Raw genomic sequence first — 20985 nt, 5'->3', positions numbered from 1 at the left:
AACATTTTTTTACAGGATATATAGTTTAAATATTACAAAATGTGAGAAATATCAGCATTTTATTAATTTTCTAACGTTGGCACACTTCTTGCATTAATAATTTATGAGTGAATCACTCAGAGGGAGCGGGAAATTTGTTAGTAAAAGACGTGATGACTCGTACTTCTATTAAATTTTTTGAAAACGATTACATCAAAGAGGCAGCAAAGACCCTGCTGGAATCCTATATGAAAGGCGGGCTGGTCTATAACGTAAGAGATGAGCTGGCGGGATGCTTTACAGAGCATAATCTATTAGAAGGTTTGTTAAATCAAAATAAGGCAATATCAGAAATTTACCAGACTGACTTTTGTTTCCTTAATGAAACGGATGAATTAAAGAATATAAAGTCCGTTGACCAGGAAATCTGGCCAATTCTAAATAAAAATGGGGAAATCACCGGCTTCCTGACAAAAGAACAGTATCTGGCGGCCTATGCCAGAACTTCTCAGGTGGAGCTCAGCCGCATGGATGCTATTTTTAATTCGGCACATAATGGGATTCTTTCCATCGATTTGGAGGGGAGGATTACCTCAATGAATCCTCCGGCAGAAAAGATGGCTATGACAACTAAGGAGAAAGCCATTGGAAAGTTTTTAACTGATGTTGTCGCTCCAAGCGGGTTATTGAATGTTATCCGCACAGGCAGGGGACATACAGAAAAATACCGGGTAGGAAAAAGAAAATATTTAACTCATCGAACACCGCTCTATGATGGCGAGACTCTTGTAGGAGCGGTTGGCGTCTTTCAGGACATTTCAGAAATAGAATTTGTATCCAATGAACTTGAATCAGTCAAGCAGCTGGTAAAAGAACAGGAAACGATCCTGGATAACTCAACAGACGGCATCTGTATCACAGATGGGTCAGGAACCATTATCAAATGCAACCAGAGTTTTCGGCAGCTATTTGATGTAAGGAAAGATACTCCTGACTACATAAAAGATATAGCCCGGCAGGTAGAAGCTAAGGGCAGATCGCATAACATCATGGAAACAAGCAAAGACAATAAAAATTCCTTAATTATAACGGCAAATCCCATTAAGAACAGCAGCAATCAAATTGAAAGAGTTGTTATCAATGTGAAGGACATGACTGAATTCGATGCACTTAGAAGTGAGCTGGCAAAAACAAAGTCAATACTTGAACATATGCACCTTTCCGAAAGATCGGAGACATTCATAGCCAAATCACCCGAAATGGAAAGACTGCTTGAGACCGTTCAGCAAGTGGCAAAGGTGGATGTTACGGTTCTATTATCAGGTGAGTCGGGAGTGGGGAAAGAGGAGATTGCCAAGCTGATTCAACAGTCGAGTCCAAGGTCGGAAGAGCCATTTATTAAAGTGAATTGTGGGGCTATTCCTGAATCATTAATGGAGTCTGAGCTTTTTGGATACGAAGGCGGTGCCTTTACAGGTGCCTTGAAAAAGGGAAAAGCCGGTTTATTTGAACAAGCGAATAATGGAACTATTTTTCTGGACGAGATTGGGGAAATCCCAAACCACCTGCAAGTCAAGCTGCTGCGTGTATTGCAGGAAATGGAGATTACCCGGGTAGGATCTGCCAAAACGTCAAAGATTGATGTGCGTGTAATTGCCGCTACAAACAGGGATCTTAAAGAATTAGTCCTGGAAGGCAGTTTTCGGGAGGACTTATTTTATAGGCTGAATGTTATTCCCATATCAATTCCGCCTTTAAGAAGAAGGGTCGAAGATATTCCAATCCTGATTGATGCGTATGCAAGAATGTTCGAAGCAAAATATCACAAACATCTCAAATTCACCAAGAAAGCCATACAGGTCCTTACTAATTATCAGTGGCCAGGGAATGTAAGGGAACTCGTCAATATGATTGAAAGAATATACGTAACAGCTTCGAATCTGGAAGTGGGGGAGCAGGAGATTCTTTCTTTATTCAGCAAAGGCGATAACCAGGGAATGAGTCATGATCAAGCCATTGTCGTAAATCAGATATTACCGCTAAAAGAGGCTGTAGACCTGCTTGAAAGAGAGCTGATCTATAAAGCGTCACAGTCAGAAAAATCCTATCGGGGCATTGCCCGTGTGCTGGAAGTGAATCCTTCTACCATTGTTCGAAAGGTGAAAAAATTAGAAGGGGGATTATTAAAATCATGAGATCATTGCAGACGCTTGTTTCCCCTAATAGCATTGCCATAATAGGAGCTTCGGAAAGGTTCCATCAAAATGCGGGACGTGTCATGGTCAATCTTCAAAAATCAAAATTTTCCGGGGAGATTCATCTCGTAAACCCAAACTATGACACCATTTCGGGAATTCACTGCTATCCGAGTGTACTCGAGATCAGAGAAGAAGTCGATTTGGCATGTGTAATTGTTCCTTTCAAACATGCCCCTGCCATCTTAAGAGAATGTGTAAATAAACAAGTGAAGAGTGTCATCATCATCAGCTCGGGTTTTTCTGAAAGCGGTCCGGATGGAATAAACCGGGAAGAAGAGCTAAAGGAAATTGTTAAAGGTACAGAAACAACGGTTTATGGACCAAACTCTCCCGGATTCTATCATTTTATAGGAAACTGGGGAATCTCTTTTTCACCCCGTTTTGAACCTAAGAATTTTCATAAGGGATCTGTTGGATTGATCAGTCATGGAGGAAGTTTAGGCCGGGCAGTTCTTGATGCGAATGAAAAAGGCCTCGGATTTTCCTATTGGCTATCACCTGGAAATGAGATGGATATCACCATTAATGACTGCTTTGAATTTTTAATTAGTGATCCATCAACAGAAACCATTCTATTAATCATTGAATCCATTTCTGAGGAAGAGCGCTTTTTCCGTCTGCTGCACCAGGCCTATATCAAACAGAAGCCGGTGATCCTGCTGCCAATCGGCCATTCGAAGATTTCAAGAATTGCCGTTAAATATCACCTTGGAAGAAACAATGATTACTCTATTCCATGGGATATGGTCAATCACCCCGGACTGGTAAAAGCTGAAAGCATTGATGAAGTTGTCGCCCTTTCATGGCTGTTTGATACATACAAAAAGGCAGCAGGAAAGCGGACGGCTATCTTTTCCTGGGCAGGGGCTACTTCCATTTATCTGGCGGATTTATGCGATAAGTATGGAATTCAGCTTCAGCCTTTATCATCAGAACTTCAGCAGAAAATGAAAACGATTACAGGTATAGAGAAGTCATTCATGAATCCTTTAGATTTGACCACCATCGTATACGATGACTTGTCAAAATTAACAACCTGTCTGGAAGTGCTTCATAAATCGGGTGATTTCGATAATATCATTGTTCCTTTCCCATTCCAGGTAGACTATCAAAATGAAATTCTCTCGGAACAAATGAAAAAGCTGATGGAGGAAAGAGATAGTATTTTTATTCCGATTTTCATGTCCCAGGGATACCAGGGGGAGCTGGCCATTGACATATTAAAGGAAACAAAGAAACCTTACTTCTTTCATGAAAATACAGCCATCAAATCATTGTCTGCTTATATAAATTACTCGGAAACCCAGAGACAAGAGGAGGAACATAATGAAAAAACGATTAAATCCTGCTGATGCACTGCAGTTTATTAAAAGCGGCGACACATTGCTTGTCGGGGGATTCGGCCTTTCGGGAACACCGCTTACTTTAATAGATGAGCTGGTGAAATCCGATAAAGATAATCTCACAGTCATCAGCAACAATTTAGGCGAGGAAGGGAAGGGGCTCGGAAAACTGCTGGTGGCAGGTAAGCTGAAAAAAGCGAAAGGTTCTTATTTTACCACTAATCGTGATGCGGTTAAGGCCTGGTCAAAAGGTGAACTGGAGATTGAATTAATTCCTCAGGGCACTTTGGCAGAAGCCATCCGGTGCGGCGGGGCAGGCATCGGAGGGTTCTATACGAAGACAGGCGCCGGGACCAAGCTTGCTGAAGGGAAAGAAGAGAAAGTGATCGATGGCGAATCCTACATATTTGAAAAAGCAATCAAAGGGGATGTGGCCATTATTAAAGCACTTAAGGCTGATACACTGGGAAATCTAATTTATGACAAAACAGCGAGGAATTTCAACCCGGTTATGGCAACGGCTGCGAAGGTGGTCATAGCAGAAGTGGACGAGATTGTGGAAGCTGGTGCATTTGCCCCGGAAGAAGTGGTAACCCCTCACTTATACGTTGATTATGTCGTAATCAATCAATATGTAAAAGAAGGAGGAAGATACGTTGAGTCTATCTGACAGAATCAAGATCGCCAAAAGGGTAGCACAGGAACTGAAGGAAGGAGAAATTGTCAATTTAGGAGTCGGCATCCCTACCATTATTCCGGATTACCTTGATGACAAAAAGGTTTACCTTCAGTCTGAAAACGGCCTTCTCGGAATGGGTCCGACTCCGTCTGACGAAGACATTGATATGGATTTGATCAGCGCCAGCAAGAAGCCTGTTTCCATGGACACAGGGGCATCCCTCTTTGATAGTTCGGATTCGTTCCTGATGATCCGCGGCGGGCATATAGACACAGCTGTATTGGGAGCTTTGCAGGTCGATGAAACCGGTGAAGTCGCCAATTGGGCAGTACCCGGAGAAACCATTCTTGGAGTGGGAGGGGCCATGGATTTAGTTGCGGGAGCAAGGCGGATGATTATTGCTTCCATGCACTTGTCTAAAGATGGAAGTCCGAAAATTGTGAAAAGATTATCCTTTCCTAGCAGCGGTACAAGAAAAGCAGATATGATTGTCACCGAACATGCTGTATTTAAATTTCTTGAAGGAAAAATGCACCTCATAGAAACTCTCTCCGATGTTTCGATTGAAGCATTGCGGGAGATGACAGATGCTGAATTCCATGTGCTCGAAAAAACCAAAATGGAAACAAATTAAGGGGGAAAAAAAGTTGAAAAAATTATTGGCAGTTATAATGGCTTTTATGTTAGTCGTATTGGCAGCCTGTTCTTCGGATGAGGCGGGAAGCAACGGTAAAGCAAGCGAAGGCGGAGGAGCAGAAGGAGCCCCGCGGGATATGGCTTTCGGTTCTGCAACAGTAGGCGGTTTCTGGTACACATTGTCAGGGGCGATGGGAGAGAAAATGAAGGAAGTCTATCCGGAATCCTCCGTTACGGTAGTAGAGGGCGGATCTGTTTCCAATCTTTTGGGCTTAAGCCAGGGCACGTTTGCTCTTGGATTCAGTAATGGCCAAACAGTGCCTGAGGCATTGAACGGTATCAATGCTTTTAAAGAAAAAGTGGATAATGTCAGCACGGTTGCAACCCTGTATCCAAATGTATTCCAGATCGTTGTTCGGGCAGATTCTGATATAAAGTCCGTGAAAGATTTAAAGGGAAAGAAGGTAAGCCCGGGAATTAAAGGATACAGCGGAGAGCTGGCATTCCTGGATATTTTAAAGCTGAATGACATGAGCTATGACGATCTTGGCGGCATTGAATATATCGGAACGGCTGATGGAGCCGACCTTCTGCGTGACGGACATATCGATGCCATTGTAGGGATGGTTTCTGCACCGGTTTCCACTTTCCAGGAGCTGGATACAACCCTCGGAATCCGCCTGATTCCTTTGGATGATGATACAGTAAAAGGCCTGCATGAGTTAAATGAAGGATATTTGGAATATGACATTGAAGGCGGAACTTATTCGAATGTGAAAGAAGATGTTAAAACGGTTGCCGGCTATACGGTTCTGCTGGTTAATGATGATCTAATGGACGAAGAGTCGGTTTATAAGCTCACAAAAATGATGGTAGAAGAAAAAGATACATGGACGACATTATCCCCGATTATGAAAGACTTTAATGCAGAGTATTCAGTGCAAAACAACGTGGGCAAGCTTCACCCGGGTGCAGAGAAATATTACAAGGAAGTCGGGGCACTTAAATAAAGCAAAATAATCCTTTTAAAAAGAAGGTGAAATGATGTCTAAACATGACGTAACGGAAGCAGAAGCTTCAAAAGTGATTGCGGAATATGACGAAGATGGAAATCTGAACAGCAAGCTGCGCCTATTAAAGGGCGCGGCTGCCAAAATCATTTCCATTATTGCCGTCTTAATGTCTCTTTTTCATTTGTATACAGCTTTCTTTGGGGTATTCGAATCCATCCTGCAGCGGTCGGCACACCTGGCATTTGCGCTGGCTTTAACATTTGCCATATATAAGCCTTCCAAGAAGGCGGTAAAAAATGAAAGCATCCCCTGGTATGATTGGCTGTTTATGGTTTTGTCCATTGCCTGTTATTCCTATTATGTGATGAATTCCCAGGTCATTTCATCACGGATGAGTTATATTGAGCCGCTGACAGCACTGGAAATTGCAATAGGAATCATATCCGGCTTGCTGCTGATTGAAGCAACGCGCCGCGTGATTGGAAATACACTGGTGATTATTATCTTCATTTGCATCGTTTACGGAGTTTGGGGTCATCTGATTACGGGGTCACTTTCCCATCGTGAATTTACCATGATGTGGATTATTGATCACCTCTTTTATACAGTGACTGGTATTTTCAGTACTCCTCTTGGGGTATCAGCCACCTTTATTTTTCTATTTATTCTCTTCGGAAAGTTTTTAGAGGTTTCGGGAGCAGGTCAATTTTTTATCGATTTATCAGTGGCCGGGATGGGGAAATATCGCGGAGGTCCTGCCAAAACGGCGATCGTCGCAAGCTCCATTTTGGGAACCATTTCAGGAAGTGCGGTTGCTAACACAGTTACAACGGGTGCCTTTACGATTCCATTAATGAAGAAAACAGGCTATAAGAGTCACTTTGCAGCTGCGGTTGAAGCGGTTTCCTCTACGGGCGGCCAGATCATGCCGCCGATCATGGGGGCTTCGGCTTTCATCATTGCTTCCTATTTAGGTGTGCCTTATATGGACATAGCCATAGCTGCGATAATTCCTGCAGTCCTCTATTACTGCTGCCTGTATTTCCAGGTCGATATGAGGGCAAGGCGTTTGGGGCTCGTTGGTTTAAAGAAAGAGGAACTTCCAAAGGTTTCGAGTGTTTTGAAAACCGGATTCATGTTCTTTATCCCCTTAGTAGTGATTGTGGTCATGCTTGCATCCGGCTCTTCACCAATGAAGGCTGGTCTCTACTCTATCGGGGTGACGATATTGGTTGCCGCTTTAAAAGGGGCAACAAGATTATCTTTCTCTAAGATCTTCAAGGCATTGGATTTAGGAGCCAGAGCTGCCATTGAGACGGCTATTGCCTGTGCGGCATCCGGTTTTATCATCGGGATTATTGGGCTTACCGGGATAGGCCTTAAGTTCAGCAGCTTGATCATTGATTTATCAGGCGGCATTTTAATTATTACGCTTGTATTCACGATGATTACGAGCATCATTCTTGGAATGGGGCTCCCAACTGTTGCGGCATACATTGTACAGGTTCCGCTTACCATTCCTGCATTAATCGAGCTGGGTGTGTCCCCGCTTGCAGCCCATATGTTTGTTTTTTATTTTGCAGCGTTATCTGCCATAACTCCGCCAGTAGCACTGGCTGCATTTGCAGCGGCAGGGCTTGCCGGTTCTGAGCCTATGAAAACAGGCTTAACTGCAGTAAGGCTTGGCCTCGCGGCATTTATTGTCCCTTATATGTTTGTATATGGGGAAACGCTGCTGCTAGTTGGAGACGCTCCGGATATTATTCTATCTGTTGCAACCTCCATCATTGGAATTATTGGAATTGCCTGGGCTGCAGAAGGATGGCTGTTCCGACATTCATATTGGTATGAAAGAGCCGTTCTTTTTATCGGGGCTCTTCTGATGGTCAACCCGGGATTTTTGTCAGACATCATTGGCTTTGCGATCCTGGCGGCAATGTTTTTATATCAAAAGTTCGTACCTAGAAATACAGTGGCCAATACATTATCAAACTAAGGGGGAACAGAATGAACACCATCACAGTAGTAGGTTCAGGTGTAATGGGAAAAGGGATTGCTTATGCCTGTGCCGTTTCGGGATTTGAAGTTTACTTGAATGACATTAATCAGGAAATAGTAGATAAAGCCAAAAACGATATTTATAGCTTATTGGAAGGCAGTCTTCAAAAAGGGTTTATTTCAGAAGAACAATATGGGATGGCAAAAGACCGGCTTCATTTTGAAACAGACTTAGAGGCAGCTGCGAAAAATGCGGACCTTGTCATTGAAGCAGTCCTGGAAAAGATAGAATTGAAGATTGATATTTTTAAAAAGCTGGACAGCATCTGTTCCCAGGGAACCATTCTGGCCACCAATACTTCAACAATGAGCCCAACGGAAATTGGGGCACAAACATCACGGCCCGATAAAGTGGTGGCCATGCACTTCTTTAATCCGGTCCACAAAATGAAGCTGATTGAAATTATCCGTGGACTGGAAACATCTGATGACACGGTCCGCTTGGTGAAAGAAGTCGGTGAAAAGCTTAAGAAGGAAACCGTTGAAGTAAATGAATTTCCGGGATTTGTCACTTCCAGGATGAATTGCCTGATCGGCAATGAAGCGATGAACATGCTGATGGAAGGAGTAGCCTCTGCTGAAGATATCGATAAAGCCCTGAAGCTGGGGCTTAATCACCCGATGGGCCCGCTTGCACTGGCGGATTTAGTAGGCCTGGATACCCGGCTGCGCAATATGGAGTATCTATACCAGACACTTGGGGAGAAGTACCGCCCTTGCCCGCTTCTTATCAAATATGTAAAAGCCGGACGGCTGGGGAAAAAGAGCGGGAGCGGATTCTATCAATATTCTTAAGGGGTGAGAACGTGCATCAATACGAAAATCTGCTTGTTCAAATCGAACAGGGGGTTATGTGGCTGACCATTAACCGTCCTGAACAGCGTAATGCTTTAAATCAGGAGACGCTCCAGGAGCTTGGAGATGCCTTTAGCTGGGCAGAAGCAAATGATGAGGTGAAATGCATCATCATTCAGGGAGCAGGGGAGAAGTCTTTTGCAGCAGGAGCGGATATAAAACAGCTTCATGAAAGAAAAATGCTTGAGGCATTGATTCCGGGCATGCAGGGGCTTTACAAAAAAATCGAACAATCGGGCAAAGTAACGATTGCAGCTGTAAAGGGGTATGCACTGGGTGGAGGGTGCGAGCTGGCCCTTGCCTGTGACATTCGGATCGCAGCGAAAAAAGCAAAATTCGGCTTGCCGGAGCTTAACCTGGGCATCATTCCTGGAGCAGGCGGAACACAGCGCCTGTCCAGGGTGGTTGGCAAGGGAAGGGCACTTGACATGATCCTGACAGGCAAAATTATAGATGGAGAAGAAGCCGAAAGAATCGGTCTGGTTACATACCTTGCAGCCGATGATGAATTGGATGCGACAGCAGAGGAGGTTGCCTCTCAAATTCTTAAAAAAGGCCCGGTTGCAATCAAGCTGGCAAAGCTTGCAGTCCACAAAGGCTTTGATATTGATCTGGAGACAGCCATGCTGATTGAGAAGCTTTCACAGGCTGTAGCTTTTGGGACAGAGGACAAAAGAGAAGGTACGGCAGCATTCCTGGAAAAAAGAACGGCAGAGTTTACTAACCAATAAGGGAGAGACAGAAATGGACTTTAATTTTTCTGAAGATATAAATTTTTTAAGGGAAAATGTGCGTAAATTTGTAAAAGAAGAAGCAGAACCATTGGCGATGGAAATTGAAGAAAAAGATATGATACCGGAAAAGCTGGTGGAGATGTCCAAGGAAATGGGCTTATTCGGATTAAGCATTCCGGAAGAATATGGCGGGCTCGGCCTGGACATGGTTGGAAAGTGCGCCATTTACGAAGAGCTTGGCAAAACACATAATGGCTATACCACTTTAATAGGGGCACATACGGGAATCGGCTCTGTAGGAATAGTGGAGCTTGGAACAGAAGAGCAAAAGCAAAAATACTTGCCGAAAATGGCAACAGGGGAATGGATCGGCGCTTTTGCTTTAACTGAACCGAGCGCTGGCTCGAACGCAGCGGCACTGAAAACGACTGCTGTCAGAAAGGGTGATAAATATATATTAAACGGATCCAAGCATTATATTACAAATGCAGTTGACGGGCATGTCTTTACCGTGATGGCAGTAACGGACCGGGCAAAAGGAGCGAAAGGAATTACCTCCTTTATAGTTGAAAAAGACTTCCCCGGCTTTGTCCTGGGGAGTGTCGAACAAAAAATGGGGTTAAGAGGCTCCCATTCGGCAGAGCTTTTCTTTGAAAATATGGAGGTTCCCGCCGAGAACGTTCTTGGTACAGAAGGACAGGGATATATCAATGCACTGAAAATCCTGGCCAATGGCCGCGCTGGCCTGGCTGCCAGAAACCTTGGCTCCTGTGAAAAGCTTCTTGAACACTGCCTGCAATATACTCAGGAACGGGAGCAATTCGGCAAGCCGATCATCGAGGTGCAGGCTGTTCAGCATATGCTGGCCGACATCAGCATGCAAATCGAAGTGCTTAGATCCATGACGTACCGGGTTGCCTGGATGACCGATCAAAAAATGAGGGTTGTGAAAGAGGCTGCTATTGCAAAGCTATTTGCGTCAGAAGTATATAACAAAGTGGCAGACTTAGCCGTGCAAATCCATGGCGGAATCGGCTATATGAGAGACTATCCGATTGAACGCTACTACAGGGATGCAAGAATTACAAAAATTTACGAAGGAACCTCTGAGATTCAGCGCAATATCATTGCGAATGAGCTTAAGCGGGAATCCTCCTATGTGGGGGTGTAAGGCATGAATCAAGCATATATTGTCGAATCTGTCCGGACAGCAATTGGCAGAATGGGCGGAACGATAAAAGACGTCCCGGTTGATCATCTTGCAGAGAAAGTCATTCGGGAAGTATTGAATCGTTCTCATACGGGTGTACAAGTGGATGAAGTGATCCTTGGCCAGGCCAAGCAAAGTGCGGATACTTCCAATCTAGCGCGTCTGGCCGCCTTAAGAGCGGAGCTGCCTATTGAGGTTACAGGCTACACGGTTCACCGCCAATGCGGATCCGGTCTTCAGGCCATCAATAATGCGGATATGCAAATCAGGCTCGGCTACTCTGATGTAGTCGTGGCCGGAGGAGCTGAAAGCATGAGCACAGCACCTTACTATATCCGGAACGCCCGTTATGGATTCCAGGCCGGAAATGCGCAAATTCTGGACCCGAATACCGAAAGCCAGCCTTGTTCCCAGCCAATCGAAAAATACGGGAATCTGACAATGGGATTAACCGCTGAAAACCTGGCTGAGAAGTATGCTATTTCAAGGGAAGAACAGGATGAATTTGCGCTTCGCAGCCAGGAGCTTGCGCATGCAGCCATTGAATCTGGCCGTTTTGAAAAGGAAATCATCCCGGTTGAATATAAGCAAAAAAGAGAAACACAGCTTTTTAGTGTGGATGAGCATCCGCGCAGTACAAATATCGGGAAGCTCTCGAAGCTTAAGGCGGTTTTTAAGGAAAATGGAACCGTGACAGCAGGCAATGCCAGCGGCCGCAATGACGGTGCTTCCGTCATTTTGATGATGAATGAAGCGAAGGTAAATGAATATGGCTTAAAACCAAAAGCGAAAATCATAGCCCAGGCTGTGAGTGGAGTATCTCCGGAAATTATGGGGATTGGTCCTGTCACCTCTACATTTAAAGCGTTAAAGCAATGTGGGTTATCGATGGATGACATTGGACTGATAGAGTTGAATGAAGCATTTGCAGCTCAGGCACTTTCAGTCATCCATGAATCCGGAATGGATATTAATAAGGTGAATGTAAACGGCGGAGCCATTGCTTTAGGCCATCCTATTGGAGCCACAGGAGCCATTCTGATGACAAAGCTTCTTCACGAAATGGAACGGAGAGGCGAAAAATATGGTCTGGTCACTCTTTGTATTGGCGGCGGCCAGGGAATTACCACCATAGTCGAAAACCTTCAAGTTTCATAATATCCATGAAGGAGTGTTGAGATGAACAGACCTCATATTGTTCAGATTCTCCCCATGTATCATGCAGATGGGGAGGATGTACTGAACAAACATGCTGAAGTGAAGAAATTCACCGAATATAACGAATCAGAGATTTGCAGCTACCTTCAGAATAATAAGGTTGATGGAATCATCCTCCGGGCCCCGGCAAGGATTACACCTGCCATTTTGGACAGCTGCCATCAAGTAAAGGCTATTTCTGGAGCTGGAGTGGGCCTTGACAATATTAATGTAGAATATGCAACAAAGAAGGGGATCCCTATTTTACATGCTCCGAAGCTCAATAGTACGGCAACAGCAGAACATGCAGTGAGCCTGCTCTTAGCGGTAATGAAGAAAACGGCCTATTTTGACAGGGAAACCAGGAGCGGAAACTTTCAGTCGAGGGACGGAGAATTTACTCTTGAATTGGAAGGAAAGCAGCTGGGGCTTGTTGGCTTTGGGAGTATAGCGCAAAAAGCTGCCAGGATCTTAGTCCATGGCTTCGGAATGAAAGCTATGGCGTATGTGAGAACAATCAATGCTGATAAACAGCAAGCGGCTGACCGTATAGGATTGGAACTAACCACTTCTTTAGAAAATGTTTTTTCTAGAAGTGATGTTGTAAGCTTACATATCCCATTAACCATAGAAACAGATAAACTGGTAGATTATAATTTGCTTTCGCTTATGAAAGAAACAGCGGTCCTGATAAACACTGCCCGGGGCGGCGTGATCAGCGAGGAAGATTTGGCAGAGGCATTGAAACAGAATCGAATTCTTGGTGCAGGGATCGATGTTTTTGCAGATGAGCCCCCGCCTCCTGATCACCCGTTTTTTCAGCTTAAGCAAGTAACCATGAGTCCGCACATTGGCGGGATCAGTCTTGAGGCGGCAAGGAAAACCTCCATGCTGATTGCAGAGAACCTAATCAGTGCCATTCAAGGTCAAAAGCTTTCTGTAATAGCCAATCGAGCCGAACTGACTGAAGCAAGGAAGGGGTTATTTTCATGACAGCAGAACATCTGCAGAAAGTGAAAACTGATTTTGAAAACAGCCCGTTCTGGAACTTTATTGGGCTGGAGCTAAAAGAAATAAAAGAAGGATATGTTTTGCTGGAACTGCCCATACAGAAAGAGTTCATAAATGTAAGAAATTCTGTCCACGGCGGCATTTATGCATCCGTAATGGATACAGCAATGGGCATGGCTGGCAGGTCGCTGGGATATGATGAGGTTGCGACTCTCCATCTAAACATTCAATATCTTAAATCTGTGATGGAAGGAACGGTATACTCCGAGGCAGAGATTATTCATCAGAACCGCAGCACGGTATTAATCGAAGGCAGGCTGATGAATGAAGACGGTGAACTGATTGGACATTGCACCGGAACCTTTAAGCTGTCTATAGGTGAAAAGGGATGATGCAAACAGCTGTCACAGAGATGTTTGACATCCGCTATCCCATTATCCAAGGGGGGCTTCAAGGCCTTGGAACATCACCGCTTGTGTCCGCCGTATCGAATGCAGGCGGACTCGGCCTTATAACAGCTGGAAGCTTTCCCTCCAAGGAAGAAATGCTGGAGGATATTGAGTCGGCAAGAAAGCTCACATCCAAACCCTTTGGCGTAAATATCGCTCTTGGAATCCGCAAGCCGATGGATGAATTTGTGGAAGGGGCAATCGAAGCCCGTGTGCCCATTGTGTTCACCTCTGGAAATAACCCCGAGAAATATATGGAGAGCCTTAAAGCAAACGGAATAAAAGTAGTTCATGTCGTGCCTTCTGTAAGATTTGCCAGAAAAGCAGAATCCATTGGCTGCGATGCAGTGGTCGTGGTTGGATATGAGTGCGGGGGCCATCCGGGCAAAGAGGATGTAACCAGTCTTACCTTGATTCAAAAGGCTGTTCAGGAGCTTTCGATACCTGTCATTGCAGCAGGAGGGTTTTCAACAGGAAAATCTGCTCTTGCTGCTTTTGCTTTAGGGGCACAAGGGGTGCAAATGGGTACAAGGTTTTTGGCTTCCAGGGAAACAGCACTCCATGAGTCAATCAAAGACAAATTGATAAAGCTCCAGGAAACAGATACCCTGCTAGTGAAAAAATCAATCGGGAAAGCCATGAGAGTAATGAAAACAGAACGGGCGATGGAGCTGCTGAAAAAGGAAGAAGATGGAGCAGCTTTAGAGGAGATCTTTCCATATATAAGCGGTGAATCCTATATGGAATTAATTAAAAATGGCAATGAACATTCCGGTGTCATCTCATTAGGGCATACCATCGGATTAATAGATGAAATTAAAAAGACAGAAGACATTATCAAGGATATAGTGCAGGAATACGAACAGCAGCTTGAATATTTGTACAGGAATCTTAATAGATAGGAGCGAAGCTATTGTTTAGTCAAGAAAACCAGGTAGCTGTTGTCACTGGCGCAAGCAGGGGGATAGGCAGGGAAATAGCCGGAAGACTGGCCTCGGAAGGTGCATACGTCTATTTAGTGGACATAAATGAGGAAGCATTAAATGAGACCAGACATGAACTGCAGGAAAAAGGCTTGGCTGCAGAAGTGTTCAAGGCGGATATCACCAATGAACAGGAAGTGGAACGGCTTTTTTCTCATATAGAGGAAAGGCATGGAAGGGCGGACATTTTAGTCAATAATGCTGGAATCATCCGGGATAACCTGATATTTAAAATGAATGCCGATGATTGGGACAGCGTCATGAATGTTCACTTGAAGGGTACTTTCCTTTGCAGTAAATATGCCCAGAAATTAATGGTTCAGAACAAATATGGAAGAATCATCAATCTATCTTCCGTATCAGCCTTAGGAAGCAGGGGGCAGGCCAATTACGCAGCGGCAAAGGCCGGTATCCAGGGGTTTACGAAAACACTGGCTATTGAACTGGGAAAATACAATATTACCGTGAATGCCATTGCACCAGGATTTATTATGACAGATATGACAAAGGCAGTCGCAGAACGGCTTGGCATTTCCTTTCAGGAATTAATTGAATCCAAAGTAAAGCACATTCCGGTTAATAGAGCAGGTACACCAGAGGATATCGCACAGGCTGCAAGCTTTTTTGCAAGTCCGGCATCCTCATTTATTAGCGGTCAGGTCTTATATGTTGCCGGAGGCCCAAAAGCATAGGAGGTTATGATATGAAGCATTGGAAAATCGCCCTGATCCCTGGGGATGGAATCGGCCCTGAGGTTGTGGCAGAAGGAGTAAAAGTGTTAAAAAAAATTGAGGAGCTGGATCCCGGTCTATCCTTTTCGTTTACGGAGTTCCCATGGGGATGCGAGTATTATTTGGATAATGGAAAGATGATGGCTGATGATGGGATTGACCAATTAAAAGAATTCGATGCGATCTATTTGGGGGCAGTAGGCTACCCGGGTGTACCGGACCATATTTCACTGTGGGATCTCCTTCTGAAGATCCGGAAGGAATTTGATCAGTATGTAAACATTCGTCCTATTAAACTTCTGCACCCGGAGCTGACACCTCTTAAAAACAAAGGGGAGAAAGAGATCGACTTTCTGGTCATACGGGAGAATAGCGAAGGGGAATACGCCGGAGCAGGAGATTGGCTATTCAAAGGAAAGCCTGAGGAAGTAGTCCTGCAGACCGGTGTGTTTTCAAGGAAAGGAACAGAACGCATTATTCGCTATGCATATGAAGAAGCCCGCAAACAGAAAAAGACCTTAACAAGCATCAGTAAAGCAAATGCACTGAATTATTCCATGGTGTTCTGGGATGAGGTATTTATTGAAGTAGGGAAAGAATATCCGGATGTCAAAACTTACTCCTATTTGGTGGATGCAGCAAGCCTCTACTTTGTTCAGCAGCCGGAAAGATTTGAGATTGTCGTTACCTCCAATTTATTCGGGGACATTCTAACCGATCTGGGTGCTGCGATTACAGGTGGACTCGGATTGGCTGCGGGAGCGAATATCAATCCTGAAAGGGAGTTTCCGTCCATGTTCGAGCCTATTCACGGATCCGCACCGGACATTGCCGGTAAAGGTCTTGCCAACCCTCTTGCTGCCATCTGGTCCGTCAGCCAGATGATGGATCATTTTGGAGAACCGGCTTGGGGAACCGCCATCCTGAAAACGATGAAAGAACTGCTTCATCATAAGAGTGCACTAACTCCTGATCTTGGCGGGAAAGCTTCAACTGATCAGCTTGGCAATAAATTTATGAATCTTTTGAGCAGTCATGCTCCAGTTTCGGTTAAAAGTCCTTCCAGTGGAGTTAAATAATAGAGAGAAGGGTTCCTATGATACGGTTTTCTCTCGTATTAAGTATGTGTTTTCTTTATATTCTTGAGGCATTTGTGCCCAATATGTACATTAGCTTCATTTTTAATATTGCGGCTGCAGCTGTATTTTTCACCATGATGCCTTTATTGGATAGGAAGGGCAGGATATTTACACTGGGACTATTCTCTGTGGGGATTACCATTCATTATGCAGTCGGAGATAGGGGCATGCTCCTGATACAGGGAATTACTCAGAATATGGCTCTGCTTTCTATTCTCATTTTAGCTCCGCTTCTGTCCATTCCCTTAAGAAGAGAAGGAATCATTGACACAGTTATTACGTATTTAAATGAACTGAAAAACAACCCTGCCTATACTTTTTATGGCATAAGCTCATTTATGATGACATTGGCTCCCATTTTGAACATGGGGGCCTTAAGGATTGTACACGGCTTTGTGGAAAATATCAAAATTCCATCGAAGTTGTTATCGAGGTCGTATTATATAGGCTTTACACCGGCTGTTATTTGGTCGCCCTTCTTTGCTTCAGTAGGTATTGTTTTGTTTTATCTAGATATAACTTATCTTTCATATGTAGTATTTGGTGTCTTTTTTGCCATTTTGCAGATGGCTGTGGGGATTATTCTATTCCGTCCGGCTCGAGCTGTTGCGGAGGCGGCTGCACTTGAGAGAGAAGCGGAAAGCTCAGCGCCTGACAAACGCAGAAAAAGGGATCTGTATGCTTTGGCGGGCTTTGTTTTTGGTCTGGTGCTCCTGCTGATAGTCATGGAACAGGTTACCCAAAAATCGATGCTATTGCTGGTAAGTATGGTCTGTTGCATTGTGCCGGCAGGCTGGATGATCCTGAGGAATCAAAAGAAGGCTGTAAAGGAAGAGATTTCACTATATAAGAGTAAAATACTGGCACAGAAGATGGAGATTTGCCTCTTTTTAAGCGCTGGCCTTTTTGGCAACGCTGTATCACATACACCTGTAAAACAGCTGCTGGAACAGTCCATGCACTGGTCAGCTCAGCAGTCTATCGGAATTTTATTCACCTTCATCATCCTGTTTGTAACGTTTATGGCCTTTCTTGGTGTCCATCAAATCATAGTCATTCCGCTGATCCTAACCTCGCTGAACTTTGCGGAAATGCCTGATATTACGGTAATCAGTGTGGCATTTATGTGCATTTTCACCTGGATGCTTTCTTCTTCCATTTCACCTCTTAACGCCATGAATATCATCATCAGCCAGTGTGTTCAAAAAAACGGGCTGACCGTTGCATTTAGATGGAATGGGTCATACTTTCTCTCTGTTACGGCGATGGCCTTTTTGTATGTTTATATATTGAATTGGTTTTGAAAAAATTCCTTAAAGACTAGAAGGATGCGAACTTATATCGTTTGCATCCATTTTTATTTGATAGACGATGTATAATTCTCAAGAAACAAGTTCACATTCGGCAAACTTTGGTGGTACCTGTCACTAGGAAATTTCTCCAATTAAATGATAATATAGTAACAGGGAGGGTGATGTATGAGAAAGGTTTTATATTTTGTTTTTGCAGCCCTGGTTTTGGCCGCTTTGAGCGGGTGCAATAAGGAGATTAAGCCGCAGGATCGCTTTTCGCAGTATGTGGAGCATTGGAATAAGCAGGAGTTTGAGAAAATGTATGAATTCCTGTCGAAGGATGCGAAACAGTCGATCAGCAAAAAGGATTTCGCAGCCCGTTATGAAAAGGTTTATAAGGATTTAGAGATAGATAATCTGAAGGTAACATACAAGCCGGATATGGAAAAGGAATTCAAAAAAGAAGAGAAGGCAAGTTTTCCTTTTTCAGCAAGCATGGACAGCGCTGCCGGCAAGATTGAATTTACCCATGATGCCAAGCTTGTGAAGGAAGAAGCGAAAGAGGAAGACAATTGGTTTGTTGCATGGGATACCACTTATATTTTCCCGGAGCTCGGGCCTGAGGATAAAATCAGCTATTCAACTGTTCCGGCGCAGCGCGGGGATATTGTGGACCGGACAGGTGACCCGCTTGCTTTAAATGGCACTCTCTATGAAATTGGTGTCGTGCCTGAACAGATGGGTGACCAGAAGGATCAGACCATCAAAGGTTTGTCTGCAGCCTTGGGAATGTCAGAAGAGCAGATTAATAAAAGCTTGAACGCGAGCTGGGTGCAGCCGGGATACTTTGTTCCTATTAAAAAGGTGTCCCCGGATGATCAGGCAGCTCTCAACAAGGTCTTTGCCCTAAAAGGCGTAGTTAAGCAGGATGTCAAAGGCAGAGTTTACCCAATGGGTGAATCAGCAGCCCATCTTATCGGATATGTTGGAACAATCACAGCAGATGAAATGAAAGAGCGTGAAGGCTATTCAAGCACCGATATAATCGGAAAAAGAGGCCTTGAACAGGTCCTTGAAGAGCGACTAAAAGGGTCAAACGGAATCAAAATCGGCATCCAAAAGAAAGACGGTTCTGAAGTAGTTCTCGCTGAAAAGCCGGTAGAGAACGGTGAAACTATTCAGCTTACCATCGATATGAACCTGCAGAGAGATCTTTACACAGAGCTGGGAGGAAAGCCGGGAACCGCAGCAGCTATCGATCCGGTAACCGGAAATACACTGGCACTTGTCAGCAGCCCGAGCTTCGACCCGAACCAGGCGTCACTTGGATTTACCGCGGATGAGTGGAAGGCGATTGAAGCGAATAAGGACATGCCGCTTCTGACACGGTTCAAGCAAACCTATGCGCCAGGTTCCGTGATGAAGCCGCTGACAGGAGCGATCGGACTGACAGAGGGAACATTAACGCTTGATGAAACCATTAATGTCAAAGGCTTGCAATGGCAAAAGGACAGTTCATGGGGCGGCTATAAAGTCACACGTGTCAAAGATCCCGGCGGACCTGTTAACTTTGAAAAAGCGATGATGTATTCGGATAATATCTATTTTGCCCAGCAGGCTCTTGAACTGGGAAAAGAAAAATTCTCAGCCGGACTCAAGAAATTCGCGTTTGAAGAGGAAATTCCATACGCATTCCCGCTGGAACAATCCAAGATTGGCGGCCTGGATACAGAAATCCTGCTCGCTGATTCAGGCTACGGCCAGGGCCAGGTGGAAATGAGTATTGTCCATCTCGCAGCATCCTACACACCTTTCATCAACAAAGGCTCCATGATCAAACCTGTTCTTCTGGAAGAAGAGGAAAAGAGTCAGGTGCTGAAGGAAGCTATCATGAGTGAAGAAACAGCAAACACGGTTGCAGCGGCAATGGCTAAAGTCATCCAGGATCCAGGCGGAACCGGCCGTGCGGCTAATATGAAGGATTACCCGCTGGCCGGGAAAACGGGAACAGCCGAGCTGAAGAAAAGTGCAGATGAAAAAGGACAGGAGAACGGTATGTTCGTTGCCTACAATCCGCAATCTCCTAAGCTGCTCATCGCGATGATGATAGAGGGCGTTGAAAAAAGCGGCGGGTCAAAAGTGGTAGTGGAGAAAGTAAAGAAGGTATTTGAGGAACATAAAGGACGGTTTTAATGCCGTAACTAATCAAGTGTTTGCATCTATGAGGTGCAGGCACTTTTTTTAGAGGAGTATTCTAAAATTCCCATGCTATTCAGGCACCTTCACCTTATGCAGCCAGGCAAGGTGCCTTTTATGTTGAACTGATAAATGGAAGTACATATAGATGATCATGTGGCATTATTGCCGCTTCTTCGTTCTCGACTGAAAAAAGCTCACAGCTTCCAAAATAAATAACTTCTCCTGCTCACTCAGCATTCTCCAGTTTCCAGCTTTTATCTTCATTAATAAGCCCTCCTCGATTTTTAATTTTCTCGTGACAAGGACATAGTTGTAAAATTCTTACTTTACTATACCGCCTTTCTAACAGCTTGAAACAACAAAAGTTTTTGCAAATTCCGACACTCTCTATAACGAAAAAAAGAGAAAACTAAAGAAAATAAGTATCTTTAAGCCTTTTCGACAATCTTACAGGAAGTGAATGCCATGATTCTGCACATATCTACCTATTTCCCAAAATTTTGATTTTGATGTAAGATAATAGAATAGTAGATTACAGTGTTGGAGGATTCTTTATGGGCTATCGGGTACCGCTTCTAAGAGGATTGAAGGAGCCGTATACAATTTCGCATCAGTTGAGGAAAGTGGAGAGTTTGTCTGGTTTGTGGAAACAGGTGTTGCTTTTAATCCTTTTAAGTGCACTTGTTTTCGGGGTTAGTGCTTTCTTCGGCATCGGAAGTGAGCAGGTGTCGAGAAGCCTTACAGAACTTTCGAGAAACGAGTATGAACTGTATAAGCTTTTCTTTGGGGCAGGACAGGTTATTTGGGGGATTCTTTATGCCATTTTGGTCATTTTTGTTCCTTCCCTGTTCTTTTGGACTCTTGTCGATGTCGAGTACAAAAAACTGATAAGCATTCAACTAATAGTGTTGCTGATTCTTCTAACTGAAAAAGCAATAAACATTCCAGTGTTTTTATTTCTTGGAATAAATACCGAATCCTCTATATTTTCATTCGGTATTATTGCTCAAGCAGCAGCGTTCCCTGCGTTGCTTATCTATACATTTTCTGCAATAACATTATTTAAAATCTGGACAGTTGTCCTGCAATACAAGTACTTAAAAGTCGTTTCCGAAAGAAGCCCTCGCTTTCTTATTTTTGTGTTACTCGGAACGCATCTGTTTTTTGTGATTGTTTCAGCTTTACTCTCATCCATCCACCTGGAAAAGCTTATATAAGT

18 protein-coding genes are annotated in these 20985 nt (G+C 44.1%); all 18 read left to right on the top strand.

Annotated features, from left to right (window positions below; translation table 11 throughout):
• Positions 1-134: 134 nt before the first annotated feature.
• Positions 135-2174, top strand: coding sequence for a sigma 54-interacting transcriptional regulator (locus tag NYE23_RS23175; protein WP_341081544.1), 2040 nt, complete (start codon positions 135-137; stop codon positions 2172-2174).
• On the top strand, positions 2171-3589 hold the full coding sequence (locus NYE23_RS23170) for a CoA-binding protein (protein ID WP_341081542.1): 1419 nt from the start codon (positions 2171-2173) through the stop codon (positions 3587-3589). The genes NYE23_RS23175 and NYE23_RS23170 overlap by 4 nt, the downstream gene beginning before the upstream one ends.
• Positions 3564-4250, top strand: a complete 687-nt coding sequence (locus NYE23_RS23165) for a CoA transferase subunit A (protein ID WP_258751346.1) — start codon at positions 3564-3566, stop codon at positions 4248-4250. Before NYE23_RS23170 ends, NYE23_RS23165 begins: the two co-directional genes overlap by 26 nt.
• A complete protein-coding gene (locus NYE23_RS23160) occupies positions 4237-4893 on the top strand; it encodes a 3-oxoacid CoA-transferase subunit B (protein WP_341081538.1) in 657 nt (218 codons plus the stop codon). Before NYE23_RS23165 ends, NYE23_RS23160 begins: the two co-directional genes overlap by 14 nt.
• Positions 4894-4906: 13 nt before the next feature.
• Positions 4907-5905 carry a TAXI family TRAP transporter solute-binding subunit gene (locus tag NYE23_RS23155; RefSeq protein WP_341081536.1) on the top strand — a complete coding sequence of 333 codons (999 nt, stop codon included), beginning with the start codon at positions 4907-4909 and terminating at the stop codon, positions 5903-5905.
• Between the two features lie 34 nt (positions 5906-5939).
• Positions 5940-7904, top strand: coding sequence for a TRAP transporter permease (locus NYE23_RS23150; RefSeq protein ID WP_341081534.1), 1965 nt, complete (start codon positions 5940-5942; stop codon positions 7902-7904).
• A gap of 11 nt (positions 7905-7915) precedes the next feature.
• A complete protein-coding gene (locus NYE23_RS23145) occupies positions 7916-8761 on the top strand; it encodes a 3-hydroxyacyl-CoA dehydrogenase (RefSeq protein ID WP_341081533.1) in 846 nt (281 codons plus the stop codon).
• Between the two features lie 11 nt (positions 8762-8772).
• Complete coding sequence (locus NYE23_RS23140; protein ID WP_341081530.1) at positions 8773-9552, top strand: enoyl-CoA hydratase/isomerase family protein; 780 nt, start codon at positions 8773-8775, stop codon at positions 9550-9552.
• A 13-nt stretch (positions 9553-9565) separates the two neighbouring features.
• Positions 9566-10726 carry an acyl-CoA dehydrogenase family protein gene (locus tag NYE23_RS23135; protein ID WP_197206548.1) on the top strand — a complete coding sequence of 387 codons (1161 nt, stop codon included), beginning with the start codon at positions 9566-9568 and terminating at the stop codon, positions 10724-10726.
• Between the two features lie 3 nt (positions 10727-10729).
• The gene (locus NYE23_RS23130; RefSeq protein WP_341081529.1) at positions 10730-11923 is read left to right on the top strand and encodes a thiolase family protein; all 1194 of its coding nucleotides are present in this window, start codon (positions 10730-10732) and stop codon (positions 11921-11923) included.
• Between the two features lie 21 nt (positions 11924-11944).
• The gene (locus tag NYE23_RS23125; protein ID WP_341081527.1) at positions 11945-12955 is read left to right on the top strand and encodes an NAD(P)-dependent oxidoreductase; all 1011 of its coding nucleotides are present in this window, start codon (positions 11945-11947) and stop codon (positions 12953-12955) included.
• The gene (locus NYE23_RS23120) at positions 12952-13365 is read left to right on the top strand and encodes a PaaI family thioesterase (RefSeq protein WP_341081526.1); all 414 of its coding nucleotides are present in this window, start codon (positions 12952-12954) and stop codon (positions 13363-13365) included. Before NYE23_RS23125 ends, NYE23_RS23120 begins: the two co-directional genes overlap by 4 nt.
• Positions 13362-14324, top strand: coding sequence for an NAD(P)H-dependent flavin oxidoreductase (locus NYE23_RS23115; RefSeq protein ID WP_341081524.1), 963 nt, complete (start codon positions 13362-13364; stop codon positions 14322-14324). The genes NYE23_RS23120 and NYE23_RS23115 overlap by 4 nt, the downstream gene beginning before the upstream one ends.
• Positions 14325-14335: 11 nt before the next feature.
• On the top strand, positions 14336-15097 hold the full coding sequence (locus tag NYE23_RS23110; protein ID WP_341081521.1) for an SDR family oxidoreductase: 762 nt from the start codon (positions 14336-14338) through the stop codon (positions 15095-15097).
• Between the two features lie 11 nt (positions 15098-15108).
• Positions 15109-16215 (top strand): tartrate dehydrogenase, encoded by a 1107-nt coding sequence (locus NYE23_RS23105; protein WP_341081519.1) that lies wholly within the window; start codon positions 15109-15111, stop codon positions 16213-16215.
• 17 nt (positions 16216-16232) lie between these two features.
• A complete protein-coding gene (locus NYE23_RS23100; RefSeq protein ID WP_341081517.1) occupies positions 16233-17579 on the top strand; it encodes a hypothetical protein in 1347 nt (448 codons plus the stop codon).
• A gap of 174 nt (positions 17580-17753) precedes the next feature.
• Positions 17754-19760 carry a penicillin-binding transpeptidase domain-containing protein gene (locus tag NYE23_RS23095; RefSeq protein WP_341081516.1) on the top strand — a complete coding sequence of 669 codons (2007 nt, stop codon included), beginning with the start codon at positions 17754-17756 and terminating at the stop codon, positions 19758-19760.
• A 560-nt stretch (positions 19761-20320) separates the two neighbouring features.
• Complete coding sequence (locus NYE23_RS23090) at positions 20321-20983, top strand: hypothetical protein (protein ID WP_341081513.1); 663 nt, start codon at positions 20321-20323, stop codon at positions 20981-20983.
• Positions 20984-20985: the final 2 nt, after the last annotated feature.

Origin of the sequence: Cytobacillus sp. FSL H8-0458 (assembly GCF_038002165.1) — a bacterium.
GTDB lineage: Bacteria > Bacillota > Bacilli > Bacillales > Cytobacillaceae > Cytobacillus.
This window is presented reverse-complemented; position numbering and strand designations above follow the sequence as displayed.